General features: G+C 44.7%; 32 protein-coding genes. All 32 read right to left on the bottom strand.

Annotated features, from left to right (window positions below; genetic code table 11):
• Nucleotides 1-3: 3 nt before the first annotated feature.
• Nucleotides 4-1683: a protein-disulfide reductase DsbD gene (dsbD, locus tag BOQ04_RS10005; RefSeq protein WP_076024680.1), complete on the bottom strand. Its 1680-nt coding sequence runs from the start codon at nt 1681-1683 to the stop codon at nt 4-6.
• A complete protein-coding gene (gene cutA / locus BOQ04_RS10000; protein ID WP_076024563.1) occupies nt 1683-2021 on the bottom strand; it encodes a divalent-cation tolerance protein CutA in 339 nt (112 codons plus the stop codon). Before cutA ends, dsbD begins: the two co-directional genes overlap by 1 nt.
• Before the next feature lie 69 nt (nt 2022-2090).
• Nucleotides 2091-2483, bottom strand: a complete 393-nt coding sequence (gene rplQ / locus BOQ04_RS09995; RefSeq protein WP_015420256.1) for a 50S ribosomal protein L17 — start codon at nt 2481-2483, stop codon at nt 2091-2093.
• Between the two features lie 16 nt (nt 2484-2499).
• Nucleotides 2500-3480, bottom strand: a complete 981-nt coding sequence (locus BOQ04_RS09990; RefSeq protein ID WP_076024562.1) for a DNA-directed RNA polymerase subunit alpha — start codon at nt 3478-3480, stop codon at nt 2500-2502.
• Nucleotides 3481-3503: 23 nt separating this feature from the next.
• The gene (gene rpsD / locus BOQ04_RS09985; RefSeq protein ID WP_076024561.1) at nt 3504-4127 is read right to left on the bottom strand and encodes a 30S ribosomal protein S4; all 624 of its coding nucleotides are present in this window, start codon (nt 4125-4127) and stop codon (nt 3504-3506) included.
• Between the two features lie 115 nt (nt 4128-4242).
• The gene (gene rpsK / locus BOQ04_RS09980) at nt 4243-4650 is read right to left on the bottom strand and encodes a 30S ribosomal protein S11 (protein WP_062307066.1); all 408 of its coding nucleotides are present in this window, start codon (nt 4648-4650) and stop codon (nt 4243-4245) included.
• Nucleotides 4651-4668: 18 nt separating this feature from the next.
• Complete coding sequence (rpsM, locus tag BOQ04_RS09975; protein WP_076024560.1) at nt 4669-5034, bottom strand: 30S ribosomal protein S13; 366 nt, start codon at nt 5032-5034, stop codon at nt 4669-4671.
• Between the two features lie 24 nt (nt 5035-5058).
• Nucleotides 5059-5175, bottom strand: a complete 117-nt coding sequence (gene rpmJ / locus BOQ04_RS09970) for a 50S ribosomal protein L36 (protein WP_012357167.1) — start codon at nt 5173-5175, stop codon at nt 5059-5061.
• Between the two features lie 34 nt (nt 5176-5209).
• Entirely contained in the window at nt 5210-5428 is a 219-nt protein-coding gene (gene infA / locus BOQ04_RS09965; protein WP_076024559.1) for a translation initiation factor IF-1, read from the bottom strand.
• Nucleotides 5429-5432: 4 nt separating this feature from the next.
• Complete coding sequence (gene secY / locus BOQ04_RS09960; RefSeq protein ID WP_076024558.1) at nt 5433-6767, bottom strand: preprotein translocase subunit SecY; 1335 nt, start codon at nt 6765-6767, stop codon at nt 5433-5435.
• A gap of 11 nt (nt 6768-6778) precedes the next feature.
• A complete protein-coding gene (gene rplO / locus BOQ04_RS09955) occupies nt 6779-7219 on the bottom strand; it encodes a 50S ribosomal protein L15 (protein WP_076024557.1) in 441 nt (146 codons plus the stop codon).
• Between the two features lie 28 nt (nt 7220-7247).
• Complete coding sequence (gene rpmD, locus BOQ04_RS09950; protein ID WP_015420249.1) at nt 7248-7436, bottom strand: 50S ribosomal protein L30; 189 nt, start codon at nt 7434-7436, stop codon at nt 7248-7250.
• Nucleotides 7437-7459: 23 nt separating this feature from the next.
• Entirely contained in the window at nt 7460-7978 is a 519-nt protein-coding gene (rpsE, locus tag BOQ04_RS09945) for a 30S ribosomal protein S5 (protein WP_015420248.1), read from the bottom strand.
• Nucleotides 7979-7996: 18 nt separating this feature from the next.
• Complete coding sequence (gene rplR / locus BOQ04_RS09940) at nt 7997-8350, bottom strand: 50S ribosomal protein L18 (RefSeq protein ID WP_076024556.1); 354 nt, start codon at nt 8348-8350, stop codon at nt 7997-7999.
• A gap of 13 nt (nt 8351-8363) precedes the next feature.
• Nucleotides 8364-8897: a 50S ribosomal protein L6 gene (gene rplF / locus BOQ04_RS09935; protein ID WP_076024555.1), complete on the bottom strand. Its 534-nt coding sequence runs from the start codon at nt 8895-8897 to the stop codon at nt 8364-8366.
• A gap of 10 nt (nt 8898-8907) precedes the next feature.
• Nucleotides 8908-9303, bottom strand: a complete 396-nt coding sequence (rpsH, locus tag BOQ04_RS09930) for a 30S ribosomal protein S8 (RefSeq protein ID WP_076024554.1) — start codon at nt 9301-9303, stop codon at nt 8908-8910.
• Nucleotides 9304-9327: 24 nt separating this feature from the next.
• Nucleotides 9328-9633 carry a 30S ribosomal protein S14 gene (rpsN, locus tag BOQ04_RS09925; RefSeq protein WP_076024553.1) on the bottom strand — a complete coding sequence of 102 codons (306 nt, stop codon included), beginning with the start codon at nt 9631-9633 and terminating at the stop codon, nt 9328-9330.
• A 9-nt stretch (nt 9634-9642) separates the two neighbouring features.
• Nucleotides 9643-10185 carry a 50S ribosomal protein L5 gene (gene rplE, locus BOQ04_RS09920; protein WP_076024552.1) on the bottom strand — a complete coding sequence of 181 codons (543 nt, stop codon included), beginning with the start codon at nt 10183-10185 and terminating at the stop codon, nt 9643-9645.
• 16 nt (nt 10186-10201) lie between these two features.
• Entirely contained in the window at nt 10202-10510 is a 309-nt protein-coding gene (rplX, locus tag BOQ04_RS09915; protein WP_076024551.1) for a 50S ribosomal protein L24, read from the bottom strand.
• A gap of 9 nt (nt 10511-10519) precedes the next feature.
• Complete coding sequence (rplN, locus tag BOQ04_RS09910) at nt 10520-10888, bottom strand: 50S ribosomal protein L14 (RefSeq protein ID WP_011901910.1); 369 nt, start codon at nt 10886-10888, stop codon at nt 10520-10522.
• 187 nt (nt 10889-11075) lie between these two features.
• A complete protein-coding gene (gene rpsQ / locus BOQ04_RS09905) occupies nt 11076-11345 on the bottom strand; it encodes a 30S ribosomal protein S17 (RefSeq protein WP_076024550.1) in 270 nt (89 codons plus the stop codon).
• Nucleotides 11346-11357: 12 nt separating this feature from the next.
• Nucleotides 11358-11552 carry a 50S ribosomal protein L29 gene (rpmC, locus tag BOQ04_RS09900; protein WP_076024549.1) on the bottom strand — a complete coding sequence of 65 codons (195 nt, stop codon included), beginning with the start codon at nt 11550-11552 and terminating at the stop codon, nt 11358-11360.
• A gap of 13 nt (nt 11553-11565) precedes the next feature.
• Nucleotides 11566-11979 carry a 50S ribosomal protein L16 gene (rplP, locus tag BOQ04_RS09895; RefSeq protein WP_076024548.1) on the bottom strand — a complete coding sequence of 138 codons (414 nt, stop codon included), beginning with the start codon at nt 11977-11979 and terminating at the stop codon, nt 11566-11568.
• 2 nt (nt 11980-11981) lie between these two features.
• Nucleotides 11982-12803, bottom strand: coding sequence for a 30S ribosomal protein S3 (rpsC, locus tag BOQ04_RS09890; RefSeq protein ID WP_076024547.1), 822 nt, complete (start codon nt 12801-12803; stop codon nt 11982-11984).
• Nucleotides 12804-12811: 8 nt separating this feature from the next.
• A complete protein-coding gene (gene rplV, locus BOQ04_RS09885) occupies nt 12812-13144 on the bottom strand; it encodes a 50S ribosomal protein L22 (RefSeq protein WP_198929325.1) in 333 nt (110 codons plus the stop codon).
• 7 nt (nt 13145-13151) lie between these two features.
• The gene (rpsS, locus tag BOQ04_RS09880) at nt 13152-13430 is read right to left on the bottom strand and encodes a 30S ribosomal protein S19 (protein ID WP_011901904.1); all 279 of its coding nucleotides are present in this window, start codon (nt 13428-13430) and stop codon (nt 13152-13154) included.
• A gap of 20 nt (nt 13431-13450) precedes the next feature.
• The gene (gene rplB / locus BOQ04_RS09875; protein ID WP_076024546.1) at nt 13451-14281 is read right to left on the bottom strand and encodes a 50S ribosomal protein L2; all 831 of its coding nucleotides are present in this window, start codon (nt 14279-14281) and stop codon (nt 13451-13453) included.
• Between the two features lie 2 nt (nt 14282-14283).
• The gene (gene rplW / locus BOQ04_RS09870) at nt 14284-14598 is read right to left on the bottom strand and encodes a 50S ribosomal protein L23 (protein WP_076024545.1); all 315 of its coding nucleotides are present in this window, start codon (nt 14596-14598) and stop codon (nt 14284-14286) included.
• Entirely contained in the window at nt 14595-15215 is a 621-nt protein-coding gene (rplD, locus tag BOQ04_RS09865) for a 50S ribosomal protein L4 (protein WP_071464439.1), read from the bottom strand. The genes rplW and rplD overlap by 4 nt, the downstream gene beginning before the upstream one ends.
• An 11-nt stretch (nt 15216-15226) precedes the next feature.
• A complete protein-coding gene (rplC, locus tag BOQ04_RS09860; protein ID WP_076024679.1) occupies nt 15227-15883 on the bottom strand; it encodes a 50S ribosomal protein L3 in 657 nt (218 codons plus the stop codon).
• Nucleotides 15884-16081: 198 nt separating this feature from the next.
• Nucleotides 16082-16393, bottom strand: a complete 312-nt coding sequence (rpsJ, locus tag BOQ04_RS09855; RefSeq protein WP_011901899.1) for a 30S ribosomal protein S10 — start codon at nt 16391-16393, stop codon at nt 16082-16084.
• A gap of 113 nt (nt 16394-16506) precedes the next feature.
• The gene (tuf, locus tag BOQ04_RS09850) at nt 16507-17697 is read right to left on the bottom strand and encodes an elongation factor Tu (RefSeq protein ID WP_076024535.1); all 1191 of its coding nucleotides are present in this window, start codon (nt 17695-17697) and stop codon (nt 16507-16509) included.
• Nucleotides 17698-17745 lie beyond the last annotated feature (48 nt).

The raw sequence follows: 17745 nt of genomic DNA, 5'->3' as shown, positions 1-17745 counted from the left end.
TGATTATTTCTCCAATGCCTTTTGTAGGCGTTGGAGAAAACGTTCGGGCGGCATATAGCCAACGATCCGCTGGTTCTTTATCTCTGCTTGCGTATTGGGATCAAACAGCAAAATTCCGGGTGGCCCAAACAAATCAAACCGTTTTAACAGCGCTTGATTATCAGATGTATTTTTAGTGACATCGGCTTGTAGCAAAACAAATCGCCCAAGCTCTTTACTGACCTCTGGATTAGAGAAAGTATTGAGCTCCATTTCTTTACAACTAATACACCAATCAGCATAAAAATCGAGCAGCAATAATTTATTTTCGGCCTTTGCTTTAATCAGCTCACGATCTAAATCCGCAGGGGACTGAATGATGGTGAAGTGAAGGCGCCCCCCAATACTGCGACTAACTTCACCATTAAGCGATTGATCATTTCCTACTAAACCTGTCTTTTGAAAAATCGGTGCAGCGATCCAAAGAGCGGTAGCAACTAATAAAACACCTAAAGCACGCTGCAACCAAACCATCCACATTCCTGTCGATGGAATCAAGATGCGCGCTTCAATGGCAATAAATAAAAGTGGAAGGCCCATGCCTAGCGCCATTACAAAAAGTAAACCTGCGCCCAGGGACATCGAGCCAGTTTGAGCAATAAAGGTCAAAACTCCAGCCAAAGGGGCAGTAATGCATGGGCTAGCTACCAAGGTTGAAATGCCTCCCAAAGCAAACGCCCCGAAAATACTCCCGCCCTTCTGGCGACCGGCTAGGCGGTCAATATGCTGATGCCACGAATGGGGCAGCCTGAGATGATATAGACCAAAAAGGCTGCCAGATAAGCCAATTAAAAGGCAGGCAAAGCTAAATAGGGCTATGGGGCTTTGCAGAACCCGTTGGACACTTCCCCCTAGGGCTGCCATTAGAACCCCAGCAAGGGCGTAAACCAGAGCCATCCCGAGCACATAAGCCATTGCCAATACAGCTGCTCTTGCCTTGGATATGGCCTGATTATTCTGCGTTCCAAAAACTACGCTGGACAAGATAGGCAGCATCGGGAGTACACAAGGGGTAAAAGCCAGCGCCAAACCCAAAACAAAGAAAGCAAAAAATAGATAAGTAGATGAGGTATTTTCTAAAAAATGATTAATGGCATTTATGTCATCTCTTTCGCGCCATAAATCCAGCAGACTTGAGTCAGATGGACTCACCTGAGTACTGAGTGTTGTTGCCTCCAGAGCATCCGGAATAGGAGCAGCCTTCACCCCTGGCCCGGTTAGTAAGAATGTCAATGTCATTGGGGGGTAACAAATTCCCGCTTCTGCACAACCCTGTAGCCCTACTTCAAGATGAATGGGTTGATTTGCCTCATTCTTAACATTGAACAGCACAGTAAATGCCTGCTTATAAATCTGTAATTTTTTCTGAAAGGTCGCATCAAACTTTTCAATACCCTGAGGGAGGGTCGGCGCATAACTCGCTAACTTTTTTTCGTTCGATCCAGCCTTAAACTGTAATGACTGTCGATAAATGTAATAGCCCTTTGCTGGCGAAAGTTCGACTGCGATTTCATTTGAATTCTCCTGCCAAGCAGCCTGCACTACAAAAGCTTTTTCAGGAGCTAAAAAATCAGCGGCGAGCGATTGGCCACAAAGAGTCAGCAATAAAATAATTGCTAATAAGATATTTTGTCTGATTTTCATTATCTTGACTGCAATTCCGCCATCACCCATTGGCCATACTCCAAATCATATTCTGTTGGTTTGACAGCAATAATTTCAGGCAAGTCGTAAGGATGCTCGGTCTTCATAAAAGAACTGATTTCACCCCACTTGTTTGCATTTGTTTTAGCAACAAGAATCACTTCCTTCTCTTCACAAACGGTGCCCTTCCAACGATATATTGAATGAACGCCTTCATGTATTTGGACGCATGCCGCCAATCCTCGCTCGATCAGCTTCCGTGCCATTGCATTTGCATCGCCCAGTACCGCAAAAGAGGTGGTAACGATGATCAGTTCTGTTGATGAAGTCTTTGCCATGGCCTATTTAAACCTGCATGAATGAAAAAAGCCAGACCGAAGCCTGGCTTTTTATAAAACCTTCAAAACTTAAGCTTCTTCAGCTACAGCAGTTTCTTCAACTTCTGGACGATCTACCAATTCTACTAAGGCCATTGGCGCATTATCGCCATGACGGAAGCCGAATTTCAAGATACGCAAGTAGCCACCCGGACGTGTTGCATAACGTGGGCCAAGCTCTGTAAAGAGTTTAGTCACGATATCGCGATCACGAGTGCGGTTAAATGCCAAGCGACGATTAGCTAAGTTATCTTTTTTACCTAAGGTAATCAAGGGCTCAACAACCATACGCAATTCTTTAGCCTTTGGCAAAGTGGTTTTAATCACTTCGTGCTCCAAAAGAGAATTGGACATGTTGCGCAGCATCGCCAAGCGATGTGAAGATGTTCTGTTTAGTTTGCGTAAGCCGTTTCCGTGACGCATGATGCTTCCTTTCTAATTATTTCTCGAGGTTAGCTGGAGGCCAGCTTTCGAGTTTCATGCCAAGACTTAAGCCACGAGCCGCCAATACATCCTTAATTTCATTTAAGGACTTACGACCTAAATTAGGCGTCTTCAACAATTCATTCTCAGTACGTTGAATCAAGTCACCAATGTAGTAGATGTTCTCAGCCTTCAAGCAGTTTGCTGAGCGAACAGTGAGTTCGAGATCATCAACTGGACGCATCAACATTGGATCAACCATTGAAGAGCGGCTTGGTGCGAGTTCACCAGATACTTCACTACTTTCTAGGGCAGCGAATACAACTAGCTGATCAACCAAAATAGTAGCCGCTTGACGAATTGCTTCTTCAGGAGACAACACACCATTTGTTTCGATAGTCATTACTAGACGATCAAGGTCGGTACGTTGCTCAACACGAGCAGATTCAACAGCATAGCTAACACGGCTTACAGGACTAAAAGATGCGTCCAAAACAATACGACCAATAATCTTGGTAGCCTCATCATGGTATTGACGCATATTACCCGGTACATATCCACGGCCTTTTTCAACCTTGATCTGCATGTCTAACTTACCACCAGCAGATAAGTGAGCGATAACATGATCAGGATTAATGATTTCGACATCATGTGGCAAATCAATATCTTTTGCCGTAACAACGCCTGGGCCTTCTTTACGTAAATTGATAGTTACTTCATCACGTGACTGTAATTTAAATACGATGCCTTTGAGGTTCAACAAAAGATTGACTACATCCTCTTGGACTCCGTCTAATGTGGAGTACTCGTGCACTACACCAGCAATCGCCACTTCAGTTGGTGCATAACCAACCATAGAAGACAAGAGAACGCGACGTAATGCATTTCCGAGTGTATGGCCATAGCCACGCTCGAACGGCTCCATTACAACCTTAGCTTGGTTGGCAGTAAGCGCTTCAACAGAAATAATCTTTGGCTTGAGCAAATTTGTTTGCATATTTTTTCCTTGAGAGTGCCTAATTAGCGTGAATACAATTCGACGATCAAACTTTCATTAATTTCACCGCTAATATCTTCGCGGTCAGGCACTTGCTTAAATGTTCCCTCGAGCTTGGCGGCATCAACTGAAACCCAGCCGATTGCAGTCATTTGCTGAACCAAATTGAGTGATTCTGTAATACGAGCTTGTTTCTTGGCCTTCTCACGAATCGCAACAACATCACCAGGTTTCACCTGAATTGATGGAATGTTTACTGGTTGACCATTGAGCAAAATTGCACAGTGGGAAACCAATTGGCGTGCTTCTGCACGTGTAGAGCCGAAACCCATACGATAAACAACGTTATCAAGGCGTGACTCTAGCAACTGAAGCAATGTTTCGCCGGTGTTACCCTTGCGACGCTCTGCTTCTGCAAAGTAACGACGGAATTGACGCTCTAACACGCCATAAATACGCTTAACCTTTTGCTTTTCACGCAATTGATTACCGTAATCGGAGGTTCGTGAACCAGAAGTACGGCCATGTTGACCAGGCTTCGTGTCTAACTTGCACTTGTCTGATAATGCACGACGTGCGCTCTTTAAAAATAAGTCGGTACCTTCCCGACGTGCTAACTTGGCCTTAGGCCCTAAGTAACGTGCCACGATGCTTTCCTTTCTTTGCCGCAGTCTTGCGACCGGCGGTGAGTTCGCCCTTTAAATCAGGCGAACAGTGGGCTTTATAAAAAAATACTAAACTTTGTACTACCGAATCCAGAGATTAAATACGACGACGCTTTGGAGGACGGCAACCATTATGTGGAACTGGGGTGACGTCTTGAATCTCAGTGATTTTGATTCCCAAAGAATTCAATGCGCGAACTGCAGATTCACGACCAGGGCCTGGGCCTTTGATTTGAACTTCCAAATTTTTAATACCACATTCAATTGCCACTTTGCCCGCAACTTCTGCAGCTACCTGAGCAGCAAAAGGAGTGGACTTACGTGAACCCTTGAAACCCTGTCCGCCAGAAGTTGCCCATGAAAGCGCATTGCCCTGACGATCTGTGATCGTAATGATGGTGTTGTTAAAAGAAGCGTGAACGTGTGCAATACCGTCAGCAACGTTCTTTTTAACCTTCTTGCGAGCGCGCTGTGATGCTGCGGAAGCGGATTGTTGTTTTGCCATTTCAATAAACTTTCTTGATTATTTCTTAAGTTGCACGCCAGACTTACGTGGGCCCTTACGGGTACGCGCGTTAGTCTTTGTACGTTGACCACGTACAGGCAAGCCCTTACGATGACGAACACCGCGGTAGCAGCCTAAGTCCATCAAACGCTTGATGCTCATCGTTACTTCACGACGAAGGTCACCTTCAGTAGTAAATTTACCTACTTCATCACGCAACTTTTCCAAGTCGGCATCAGTAAGATCTTTTACTTTTTTGTCTATAGCAACACCTGTCGTTTGACAAATTTTGTGAGCACGGGTTGTGCCAATGCCAAAAATTGCTGTCAAACCGATGACAGTGTGTTGATGATTTGGGATATTTACCCCAGCGATACGTGCCATGAGATTTCCTCTTAATTAACCAGATCAGCCTTGACGCTGCTTATGACGTGCGTCTGAAGAACAGATCACACGCACAACGCGTTTGCGCTTAATGATCTTGCAATTTCTGCAAATACACTTAACGGATGCCAAAACTTTCATAACTCACCTCTTAAAAATATGTACTACTTAATTGTTACTTCGCGCGGAAAATAATTCTTGCGCGCGACAGGTCGTAAGGAGTCATCTCCACCGTCACCTTATCTCCCGGCAAAATACGGATATAGTGCATCCGCATCTTTCCGGAAATGTGCCCCAAAACCACATGTCCGTTTTCAAGTTTTACGCGAAACATTGCATTCGGTAAATTCTCTACAACTTCACCCGCCATCTGAATTACATCGTCTTTAGACATTCAGTTAAGCGCCCATCTTAAAGTTAGCTTTTTTCATCAAAGAGCCGTATTGCTGCTGCATGATGAATGACTGAACTTGAGCCATGAAATCCATTGCAACAACGACAATAATCAACAATGAAGTACCGCCGAAATAGAACGGTACGTTGTACTTCAATACTAAAAATTCAGGTAACAAGCAAACTAGAACCATATAAATAGATCCAGCCAGCGTTAGACGCACCAAAATCTTGTCAATGTAACGAGCCGTTTGATCTCCAGGACGAATACCTGGGACAAAGGCACCACTCTTCTTTAAATTTTCTGCAGTTTCACGGCTATTGAATACCAATGCTGTATAGAAGAAGCAGAAGAAAATAATGGCTGCAGCGTATAAGATTGTGTAAACAGGCTGGCCCGGTGCTAATGTAGCTGCTAAATCTTTGATGATTCTGCTAAAAATGTTCTTTGGCTCGCCAGAAGTAAACCAACCAGCAATCGTTGCAGGAAATAAAATAATCGAAGAAGCAAAAATTGGGGGAATAACACCAGCCATATTTAACTTCAATGGGAAATATGATGACTGCCCGCCATAAATCTTGTTGCCAACTTGACGTTTAGCATAGTTAACCAGTATGCGACGTTGACCGCGCTCTACAAATACAACGAAGTAAGTAACTGCAGCAACAATCACCATGATTAGCATTGCAGAGACGATATTCATGGAGCCTGTGCGAACCAACTCCAAAAGACTGGCTACAGCATTTGGCAAGCCAGACACAATGCCGCCGAAGATGATGATGGAGATACCATTACCTAAACCACGTTCAGTAATTTGCTCGCCTAACCACATCAAGAACATAGTTCCAGTAACTAAGGTCACAACGGTATTTAACTCGAACATCAATCCTGGATTTATTACTAAGCCCGGCTGCGCTTGTAATGCAACAGAGATGCCCAAAGCCTGGAATGTAGCTAGAAATACTGTGCCGTATCGAGTGTACTGAGTAATCTTACGTTGGCCAGCTTGACCTTCTTTTTTCAAAGACTCAAGCGAAGGAACAACAATCGTCATTAACTGCATGATGATTGATGCAGAAATATAGGGCATGATTCCCAGAGCAAAAACAGTAAAGCGAGATAAAGCTCCGCCTGAAAACAGGTTAAACATTCCTAAAATACCGTCTTTTTGACCTGCAAATAATTGAGCAAGCTGGTCTGGGTCAATTCCTGGAACAGGGATATGCGCACCCAAGCGAAACACGAGCAAAGCCAACACTAGGAATACCAAGCGTTGACGTAATTCGCCAAACTTGCCCCCTGATTGAGCTGCGCTATTGTTTGTGGGTGCTAATGCCATTTGTAAACCTATTAAGCCAATTCAACCAATTTGCCGCCAGCAGCTTCAATAGCTGCTTTTGCGCCAGCAGTTGCTGTTAAACCTTTTAAAGTTACAGCAATCTTAAGTTCACCAGTTTTAATTACCTTAACTGCATTAATTTGTTCACCAGCAAAACCATGTGCTTTCAAAATCAACAGATCAACTTCTGGTAAATTGATTTTTGCCAAGTCATTTAAAGTAATTTGGCCAACGTGACGACGTGTCAATGAAACGAATCCACGTTTTGGCAAACGACGATACATAGGCATCTGACCGCCCTCGAATCCAACTTTGTGGAATCCACCGGAACGTGACTTTTGACCTTTGTGACCGCGGCCAGCAGTTTTACCAAGTCCAGAACCAATGCCGCGACCTACGCGACGACGATTTTTCTTGGAGCCCTCTGCGGGTTTAAGTGTATTGAGTTGCATATTCTTTGCCTATGTACTTGCTAGTTAATTAGCCGATGACTTTAACTAGATAAGAAACTTTATTAATCATTCCGCGAACAGCTGGTGTGTCTTCTAATTCTGAAACAGAATTAATACGTCCAAGGCCTAAGCCACGAACAGTTGCACGATGGCTTTCGCGTGTACCGATCAAACTACGCACTAATTGCAGTTTGACTTTAGAGTTTGATGTTGTCATTTATAGATTCCTAATTTGCGGTCTTAGCCGAGAATCTCTTCAACTGATTTACCGCGCTTAGCAGCGATTTCAGAAGGAGTACTCATTTTGCTTAAACCATCAATAGTTGCACGAACCATGTTGTAGGGGTTAGTTGAGCCGAGAGACTTAGCTACAACGTTTGTTACACCCATTACATCAAAAATAGCGCGCATTGGACCGCCGGCAATAACGCCAGTACCGTCTTTAGCAGGAGAAATCATCACACGTGAAGCGCCATGCTTACCAATCACGGTATGCTGCAAAGTGCCCTTGCGTAAGGAAACTTTGATCATCTTGCGACGTGCTTCATCCATTGCTTTTTGAACAGCAACAGGAACTTCTTTTGATTTACCCTTACCCATGCCGATGCGACCATCGCCATCGCCAACTACAGTGAGTGCAGCGAAGCCGAGAATACGACCACCCTTAACCACTTTGGTTACACGATTTACAGCGATCATCTTCTCGCGAAGACCATCATCGCGCTCTTCGTTTTGCATCTTTGTTTGCATTTTTGCCATGTTTTTTCCTAAACCCTATTAGAACTTCAGGCCGGCTTCACGCGCAGCTTCAGCTAAGGCCTTGATACGGCCGTGGTAACGATGACCAGAACGATCAAATGCAACATCAACAACACCTGCTTTAACGGCACGCTCAGCAACTAATTTGCCAATTTGTGCAGCCGCATCAGTATTGCCACCGTTTTTGATCGCTTGGCGTAAATCTTTTTCCATAGATGAGGCGGAAGCCAAAACCTTGGTACCGCAAGAGCTATATACCTGCGCAGAAATGTGTGAATTACTACGGATAACTGTTAAGCGATTTGCCAATGCTTCGGCAATGCGAATACGAGTCTGCCGAGCACGTCTTTGTCTGGATTCGTCTTTATTCATTTTCTAATCTCGCTTACTTCTTCTTAGTTTCTTTCAGATGCACAACTTCATCAACATAGCGAACGCCCTTGCCTTTGTAAGGCTCTGGTGAACGATATGCGCGAACTTCAGCTGCGACCTGGCCAACTTGTTGCTTGTTGGAGCCTTTAATGATGATTTCAGTTTGCGTAGGAGTTTCTGCTTTTACACCTTTTGGCAAGTTGTAAATAATGTCGTGTGAGAAACCCAATTGCAATTTCAATGTTTCGCCTTGAGCAGCAGCACGGTATCCAACGCCTACTAAGCTGAGCTTACGCTCAAAGCCAGTAGTAACGCCAACGACCATGTTGTTTACCAATGCACGTGCAGTTCCTGACTGAGCACCAGCTTCTGGTGAATTGTCATTTAAAGTTACTGTTAACACGCCATCTTCTTGCTTTAAGCCAACTGAAGGATGTAAGTTATGTGTCAAAGAACCCAATGGGCCCTTAACAGTAACAGTTGCTCCATTAATATTGATTTCAGCGCCCTTTGGGACTGGAATAGGTGATTTACCAACGCGGGACATATTTCTCTCCTTAAGCGACGTAGCAAATAACTTCACCACCAACACCGTTTGCACGGGCTTTGCGGTCAGTCATAACGCCTTGAGGGGTTGAAATAATAGCAATGCCCAAGCCATTCATTACTTCTGGAATGTCGTGGCGACCCTTATAGATGCGCAGACTTGGTGTTGAAACACGGTCAATACGCTCAATAACAGGACGGCCTGCATAGTATTTGAGTTCAATGTGTAGCACTGGCTTAGCTGCTTCACCTTTGATTTCAAAGTTATCGATATAGCCTTCATCTTGCAAAACTTTTGCAATAGCTACTTTTACTTTTGACGACGGCATGATGACTGCAGGTTTCTGCACTGCTTGCGCATTGCGAATCCGGGTCAACATGTCGGCGATTGGATCGCTGATACTCATGAGTTCTCCTAATTCTTTCGCCGCTTACCAGCTGGCCTTGGTTAAACCGGGGATTTCGCCACGGAAGGCGATTTCACGAATCTTGCTACGGGCCAAACCAAACTTACGGAATGTGCCACGTGGACGACCGGTTAATGAACAACGATTTCTTTGACGAATCGGGCTTGCGTTACGTGGAAGTGCCTGTAGCTTCAAGCGAGCTTCATAGCGCTCTTCTTCACTGCGTGATTGATCTGCAATGATTGCCTTGAGTTCTGCACGCTTTACAGCGTACTTCTCTACAGTTTTTGCGCGCTTGTTTTCGCGCTCAATTAGGGATAGTTTTGCCACGTTAGCCTCTTAATTGCGGAAAGGGAATTTGAACGCTGCTAACAAAGCTTTTGCTTCTTCGTCAGTCTTAGCGGTCGTCGTAATACTGATATTGAGACCACGCAGGGCATCAATCTTGTCGTATTCGATTTCTGGGAAAATGATTTGCTCTTTAACGCCAATGTTGTAATTTCCACGACCGTCAAATGCTTTACCGGAGATACCGCGGAAGTCACGTACTCGTGGCAACGCTACAGTAACAAAACGATCCAAGAATTCGTACATGCGCGCACCGCGCAATGTCACCATGGCACCGATTGGGTAACCTTGACGAATTTTGAAACCTGCAATCGCTTTTTTGGCCTTAGTTACTACTGGCTTTTGGCCTGCAACCTTTGTCAAATCGCCAACTGCATTTTCGATTACTTTTTTATCGTTAACAGCTTCACCAAGACCCATATTCAATGTGATCTTAGTGATGCGAGGAACTTCCATCAAAGACTTGTAACCAAATTTGGTCATTAAATCAGCGATAACTTTTTCTTTGTAATGCTCTTGAAAACGTGTGCTCATAATTTCTCCGTGCCCCTTATGCGCTTAAAGTCGCGCCAGTGGTTTTGAGGAAACGCTGCTTTTTACCGTCAACGAGTTTGATACCAACACGTGATGGTTTGCCGTTACCGTCAACCAAAGCCACATTAGAAATGTGAACAGGCATTGTCTTGTCAATCAGGCCACCGGTTACACCAGCAGCTGGATTAGGCTTAACGCTCTTTTTGTAAATATTCACGCCTTCGATGACTAATTTCTCATCGAGGACAGCTGTAACAGTTCCTTGCTTGCCTTTATCACGGCCAGTCAACAAAACTACGGAATCACCTTTACGAATCTTTTTCATATCAGCCTCTTAAATAACTTCTGGGGCGAGAGAAACGATCTTCATGAACTTCTCAGTACGCAATTCACGCGTTACTGGTCCAAAGATACGTGTGCCAATTGGCTCTAACTTAGCGTTGAGCAATACCGCAGCGTTTGCATCGAACTTAATCAATGAACCGTCTGGACGGCGAACACCCTTAGCAGTTCTCACTACTACGGCGTTGTAAATGTCACCTTTTTTTACACGGCCACGTGGAGCAGCGGATTTCACGCTAACTTTGATGACATCACCGATACTGGCGTAACGACGCTTAGAGCCGCCCAATACCTTGATGCACAAAACTTCACTGGCGCCAGTATTATCGGCGACCTGTAATCTACTTTCGGTCTGAATCATTTTTTTAATTCCCAACTTATTTGCCATAGGCAAACAGTCTTGGTTCCGTCAATGGGATTTAGCGAAAGCTAAAACCCGGAATTAATGAAAAAACACTGCTTCTCACAATAAAACCAGAGAAGCCTTCTATCATACTACATAAAATAGGGATTTGGCAAGTATTTTTACCAAAATCCCTAATATTTCTTTAAATACCTTTGGACTCTTGAACTAAACGGGTAACAACCCAAGATTTAGTGCGTGAAATTGGCTTAGATTCAGCAATTTCAACGGTATCACCCATCTTGTATTGTCCAGCTTCATCATGAGCATGGTACTTTTTGGACTGTCCTACATACTTGCCATAAAGCGCATGTTTTACTTGGCGCTCAACTAGTACAGTCACAGTTTTTTGCATTTTGTCGCTAACGACACGACCCACGAGGGTGCGGCGCAAGGGTTTAGATAATTCTGTCATATCCCTTTTTCCTTATTTCTGTGCAGTTTTTTGGGTAATGAAAGTCTTCACGCGTGCAATATCGCGCTTATTCTTACCCAATTGGCTGGTATTAGTGAGTTGCTGAGTACCCTTTTGCATACGGAGCTTGAAACCTGTTTTCAAGAGCTCAGTTAATTCTGCGTTTAAGGCAACCAGATCTTTAGTTGCTAATTCTGTCTTTTTCATAATGTCTATCCGATCAACCTAAGTGGCGAATCACGAATGTAGTTTGCAAAGGCAACTTAGCAGCAGCAAGCTTGAAAGCTTCACGCGCCAAAGTCTCATTCACACCATCCATCTCGTACAAAATCTTGCCTGGTTGAATTTCAGCTACGTAGTACTCTGGGTTACCCTTACCGTTACCCATACGAACTTCAGCAGGTTTTTGTGAAATTGGCTTGTCTGGGAAAATACGAATCCAGATACGGCCACCACGTTTAATGTGACGGGTCATTGCGCGACGTGCCGACTCAATTTGACGAGCGGTTAAACGTCCACGGCCGACGGCCTTCAATCCAAAGTCTCCAAAGGCTACAGAACTACCACGTGTTGCAACGCCAGTGTTGCGGCCTTTTTGTTCCTTACGATACTTACGACGCTTTGGTTGTAGCATGCTTACTCTCCTGACTTCTGCGTTTCAGCACTTGCAGCTTCAACGGCTTTAGGGGCACGCTTTACTGCTGGCTTAGTCGCAACTAATGGCTTTGCATCACCGGCAGGCTTACGCGCTGCTGTTTTAGATGGTGCGCGACGTGGCTTTTTCTCATCAGCTACTGCTTCAACAGTAACCGCTGGAGCATCAGCACCACGACCTAATGTATCGCCTTTGTAAACCCAAACTTTTACGCCAATAATGCCGTATGTAGTTTCAGCCTCAGAAGTAGCGTAATCAATATCAGCCTTCAATGTATGAAGTGGTACGCGACCTTCACGATACCATTCACGACGTGCAATTTCAGCACCGTTTAAGCGGCCAGAAGACATGATCTTGATACCTTGTGCACCAAGACGCATTGCATTTTGCATCGCACGCTTCATGGCGCGACGGAACATGATACGTTTTTCGAGCTGTTGAGTAATGGAATCAGCGATCAATTGCGCATCAACTTCAGGCTTACGAATTTCTTCGATATTTACATGGACTGGAACGCCCATACGCTTTTGTAATTCGCGACGGAGAACTTCAATATCCTCGCCTTTTTTACCGATTACAACACCTGGACGTGAGCTATAAATCGTAATACGTGCATTCTTTGCAGGACGCTCGATTACCACTTTGCTAACAGATGCATTCTTTAACTTCTTCTTCAAATAGATGCGGACATCTACGTCCTCTTTGAGCATCTTTGCAAAATCAGTATTGTTTGCATACCACTTAGATGTCCAGTTCTTCGTTACCGAGAGTCGGAATCCGGTGGGGTTTATCTTTTGGCCCATATCTTTCCTTAGTTACTCAAGGTCACGCTAATGTGACAAGTTTGTTTTTCAATTTGATTGCCACGACCCTTGGCGCGCGCTGTAAAGCGCTTCAAGGAAGTGCCCTTATCAACAATAATTGCTGATACCTTGAGCTCGTCAATATCAGCACCTTTATTGTGTTCAGCGTTGGCCACTGCGGACTCAACAACTTTTTTCACAATGAAGGCAGCTTTCTTGGGGCTGAAGTTCAAAATGTTTAATGCGCGAGCAATCGGCAAACCACGGATTTGGTCTGCGACCAAACGTGTCTTTTGCGCAGAAATGCGGGCACCCTTGTGAATAGCTTTAACTTCCATCATCATCCCCTTACTTCTTCGTTACTTTCTTGTCAGCAGCGTGACCTTTGAAAGTACGGGTCAAGGCAAATTCGCCTAACTTATGACCCACCATGTTTTCTGATACATAAACCGGAACGTGCTGACGACCGTTATGAACAGCAATTGTCAGACCAATAAAGTCTGGAAGAATTGTTGAACGGCGTGACCAAGTTTTAATCGGCTTTTTGTCTTTGTTGGCCTGTGCTACTTCAACTTTTTTTACTAAGCTGGCGTCGCAAAAAGGACCTTTTTTAGCTGAACGTGTCATATCTATTTTTCCTTAATCGCTTAACGCTTGTTACGACGTTGAACGATCATTGATGTTGTACGCTTGTTACGACGTGTACGATAACCTTTGGTTGGAGTGCCCCATGGAGATACAGGAACACGGCCTTCGCCAGTCTTACCTTCACCACCACCATGTGGGTGATCTACTGGGTTCATTGCCACACCGCGAACGGTTGGGCGAATACCACGCCAGCGGTTTGCACCAGCTTTACCAATAACACGCAAGCTATGCTCTTCATTGCCAACTTCACCAATGGTTGCGCGGCAGTCGATCAAAATACGACGCACTTCACCAGAGCGCAAACGAACCTGTGCGTAAACACCTTCACGTGCTAGCAATACTGCCGAACCACCAGCTGAACGTGCAATTTGTGCACCTTTACCTGGCAACATTTCAACACAGTGAATCGTGCTACCAACTGGGATATTACGAATTGGTAAATTGTTTCCGGATTTGATTGGAGCTTCTGCGCCACTCATCAAAGCCTGACCAACAGTCATGCCCTTAGCAGCAAGAATATAGCGGCGCTCACCATCAGCAAACACGATCAAAGCAATATTTGCACTGCGGTTTGGATCGTATTCCAAGCGTTCAACTTTTGCTGGAATACCATCTTTGTCGTTGCGTTTGAAATCAACAACGCGATAGTGATGCTTATGACCACCACCCTTGTGACGAGTGGTGATGTGGCCATTATTATTACGACCCGCTTTTTGGAACTGTGGCTCTAACAGAGCTGCAAAAGGTTTACCTTTATGCAGGTCTGGATTTACCACCTTGACCATTGAACGACGACCTGGTGAGGTCGGTTTTGTCTTCATCAAAGGCATGATTAATTCGCCTCCGCTTCAAAGTTAATTTCTTGACCTGGCTTCAAGCTTACGTAGGCCTTCTTAGTGTGATCGCGACGACCCTCAAAACGGCCATAGCGCTTAGGCTTACCCTTTTGATTGACGATTTGGACTGAGTCAACTTGCACTTTAAAGAGCAATTCGACCGCTTGTTTCACATCGCTTTTGTTAGCGTCGCGAGTAACTTGGAATACCACTTGTTCGTTCTTCTCTGCAACCATAGTGGCTTTTTCAGAGATCACTGGTCCAAGCAGAACCTTCATCAAGCTGTGATCGTTTTTACGGACTTGGCTCATTTAAGCAACTCCTCAATTTTTGCAATCGCTGATTTGCTTACCAATACTTTTTTGTATTGAACCAAAGCTAATGGATCGGCGTGCTGTGGCTCACATACAGCAACTTTATGCAAGTTACGTGATGCCAAGTACAAATTCTCGCTAACTTGATCAACAATAATCAATACAGAGTCCAATCCCATCGCTTTTACTTTGTCAGCTAAAACTTTGGTCTTTGGAGCATCAAGATTAAATTGATCAACCACATTCAAACGACCTTCACGGGCTAACTGAGACAAAATAGATCTCATACCAGCGCGGTACATTTTCTTGTTTACTTTTTGGCTGAAATTCTCTTCTGGAGAATTCGGGAATATACGACCACCTCCACGCCACAGTGGGGATGAGCTCATACCAGCACGTGCACGACCAGTACCTTTTTGACGCCAAGGTTTCTTGGTTGTGTGCTTAACTTGCTCACGGTCTTTTTGTGCGCGGTTACCGCTACGTGCATTTGCTTGGTAAGCTACAACTACTTGGTGTACCAATGCTTCGTTATATTCGCGTTCGAATACTTCTGGAGAGGCTTGAACACCTGCGCCTAAAGTACCGTTATCCTGGAGAAGCTTAAGTTCCATATTCGCTCTCCTTATTTCTTCTTCAACGGTGTCTTCACCGCTGGAGTAACAATTACTTTACCGCCTGGGGCGCCTGGAATAGCGCCTTTAACCATGATGAGATTGCGTTCTGCATCAATGCGTGCGATGACTAAATTTTGTACAGTACGTGTTTCATCACCAAGGTGGCCGGTCATGCGCTTACCTGGGAATACACGGCCTGGATCTTGTGCCATACCGATGGAACCTGGCACGTTATGTGAACGTGAGTTACCGTGGGAAGCACGACCAGAAGCGAAGTGATGGCGCTTGATAGTACCGGCATAGCCTTTACCAATCGTTACACCCTGCACATCCACTTTTTGGCCAGCAGCAAATGCAGCTTCAGCAGGAATAACTTGACCCGCTGTCATTTCTGCAATTTTTGCTGCATCTAATTGAAATTCGTTGAGTGCATTACCAGCCATCACACCTGCTTTTGCAAAGTGTCCAGCCATAGATTTGGTAACGCGTGTAGCTCTACGTGTCCCATGGGCCAACTGGATAGCGTTATAGCCATCAGTTTCCTGGGTCTTGATTTGAGCAACTCGGTTGTCGCTCACGTCAATTACAGTGACAGGAATTGCTTCCCCTTCGTCCGTAAATAGACGGGTCATGCCGATCTTGCGACCGATTAAGCCTAAGCTCATATTCATGCTCCACGCCGACTTCGATTGGTCGGCAAAATTTAATTTAAGTGATTTACAAGTAAAAGTACTTCTAAATCAATAAGTTATAACGTTTTTAATGCTAATAAAATCAACAATTTCGCCCAATTAAATGAGCGAAGCCTTAGATTCTATCCCGAAAATCCAGTCTTGGCAAGAGCAAAGACTGAAAATACTGAATTACTGCAACTTAATTTCGACGTCTACACCTGCAGGCAGGTCTAATTTCATCAAAGCATCCACTGTTTTCTCTGTGGGATCAACAATATCCATTAAACGCAGATGGGTGCGAATCTCTAATTGATCACGTGATGTTTTGTTTACGTGTGGTGAACGCAAAATATCAAAACGCTCAATACGCGTTGGCAAAGGAACTGGTCCCTTAACAACGGCACCAGTACGCTTAGCTGTATCAACGATTTCAGCAGCCGACTGGTCGATCAAACGGTAATCAAATGCTTTAAGACGAATACGAATTTTTTGGTTTTGCATATTAATTCCAAAGAGCGTTGTGGTGCTGCCACGTTATCAATCTAAAGAGCACGGTGACATCAGCAGCACTGATGTCACCGGTTAGCAAACCGCTAAATATTTTTTACTACTAATTAAGCCAAAATCTTAGCAACCACACCGGCGCCAACAGTACGGCCACCTTCACGGATTGCAAAACGTAAACCTTCTTCCATCGCGATAGGAGCGATGAGTTTTACGGTAATTGTGACGTTATCACCAGGCATCACCATTTCTTTGTCTTTTGGCAACTCGATTGAACCAGTCACGTCCGTTGTACGGAAGTAGAACTGTGGACGATAGTTGTTAAAGAATGGAGTATGACGACCACCTTCATCTTTACCCAAGATGTAAACCTCGGCTGTAAAGTGAGTATGTGGAGTGATAGAACCTGGCTTAGCCAATACTTGGCCACGCTCAACTTCTTCACGTTTTGTGCCGCGTAACAAGATACCAACGTTATCGCCTGCTTGACCTTGGTCGAGCAATTTGCGGAACATTTCAACGCCAGTACAAGTGGTTTTGAGAGTTGGCTTAATACCAACGATTTCAATCTCTTCACCAACTTTAACAATACCGCGCTCGATACGACCAGTCACTACAGTACCGCGACCAGAGATAGAGAACACATCTTCTACAGGCATCAAGAAGGCACCGTCAACAGCGCGCTCTGGAGTTGGGATATAGGTATCTAAAGCTTCAGCCAATTTCATGATGGCTTCTTTACCCAATGGGCCTTCGTCGCCTTCAAGGGCTAACTTAGCAGAACCTTGAACGATTGGAGTGTCATCGCCTGGGAAGTCGTACTTAGAAAGAAGTTCACGAACTTCCATTTCTACGAGTTCTAACAATTCAGCGTCATCAACCATGTCGCACTTGTTCAAGAACACCACGATGTATGGAACGCCCACTTGGCGAGCCAAGAGGATGTGCTCACGTGTTTGTGGCATTGGGCCGTCAGCAGCAGAGCAAACCAAAATAGCGCCGTCCATCTGGGCAGCACCGGTAATCATGTTCTTAACGTAGTCAGCATGTCCTGGGCAATCAACGTGAGCATAGTGACGGTTTGCTGTCTCGTACTCAACGTGTGCTGTATTAATCGTAATACCACGTGCTTTTTCTTCTGGAGCAGCATCGATCTGATCATATGCTTTTGCTTCGCCACCGAATGCTTTGGAGAGCACGGTTGCAATTGCTGCTGTCAATGTGGTTTTACCGTGGTCAACGTGACCAATAGTGCCAACGTTTACGTGCGGTTTTGTCCGCTCAAACTTTTCTTTTGCCATTTTTTTGTCTGCCTTCTTAGCTAGTCAATATTCAAAATAATGTGGATA

Origin of the sequence: Polynucleobacter sphagniphilus, assembly GCF_001953355.1 — a bacterium.
GTDB classification, from domain to species: Bacteria; Pseudomonadota; Gammaproteobacteria; order Burkholderiales; family Burkholderiaceae; genus Polynucleobacter; species Polynucleobacter sphagniphilus.
The sequence above is the reverse complement of the archived record's forward strand: the minus strand, read 5'-3'. Positions and strand labels throughout refer to the sequence as shown.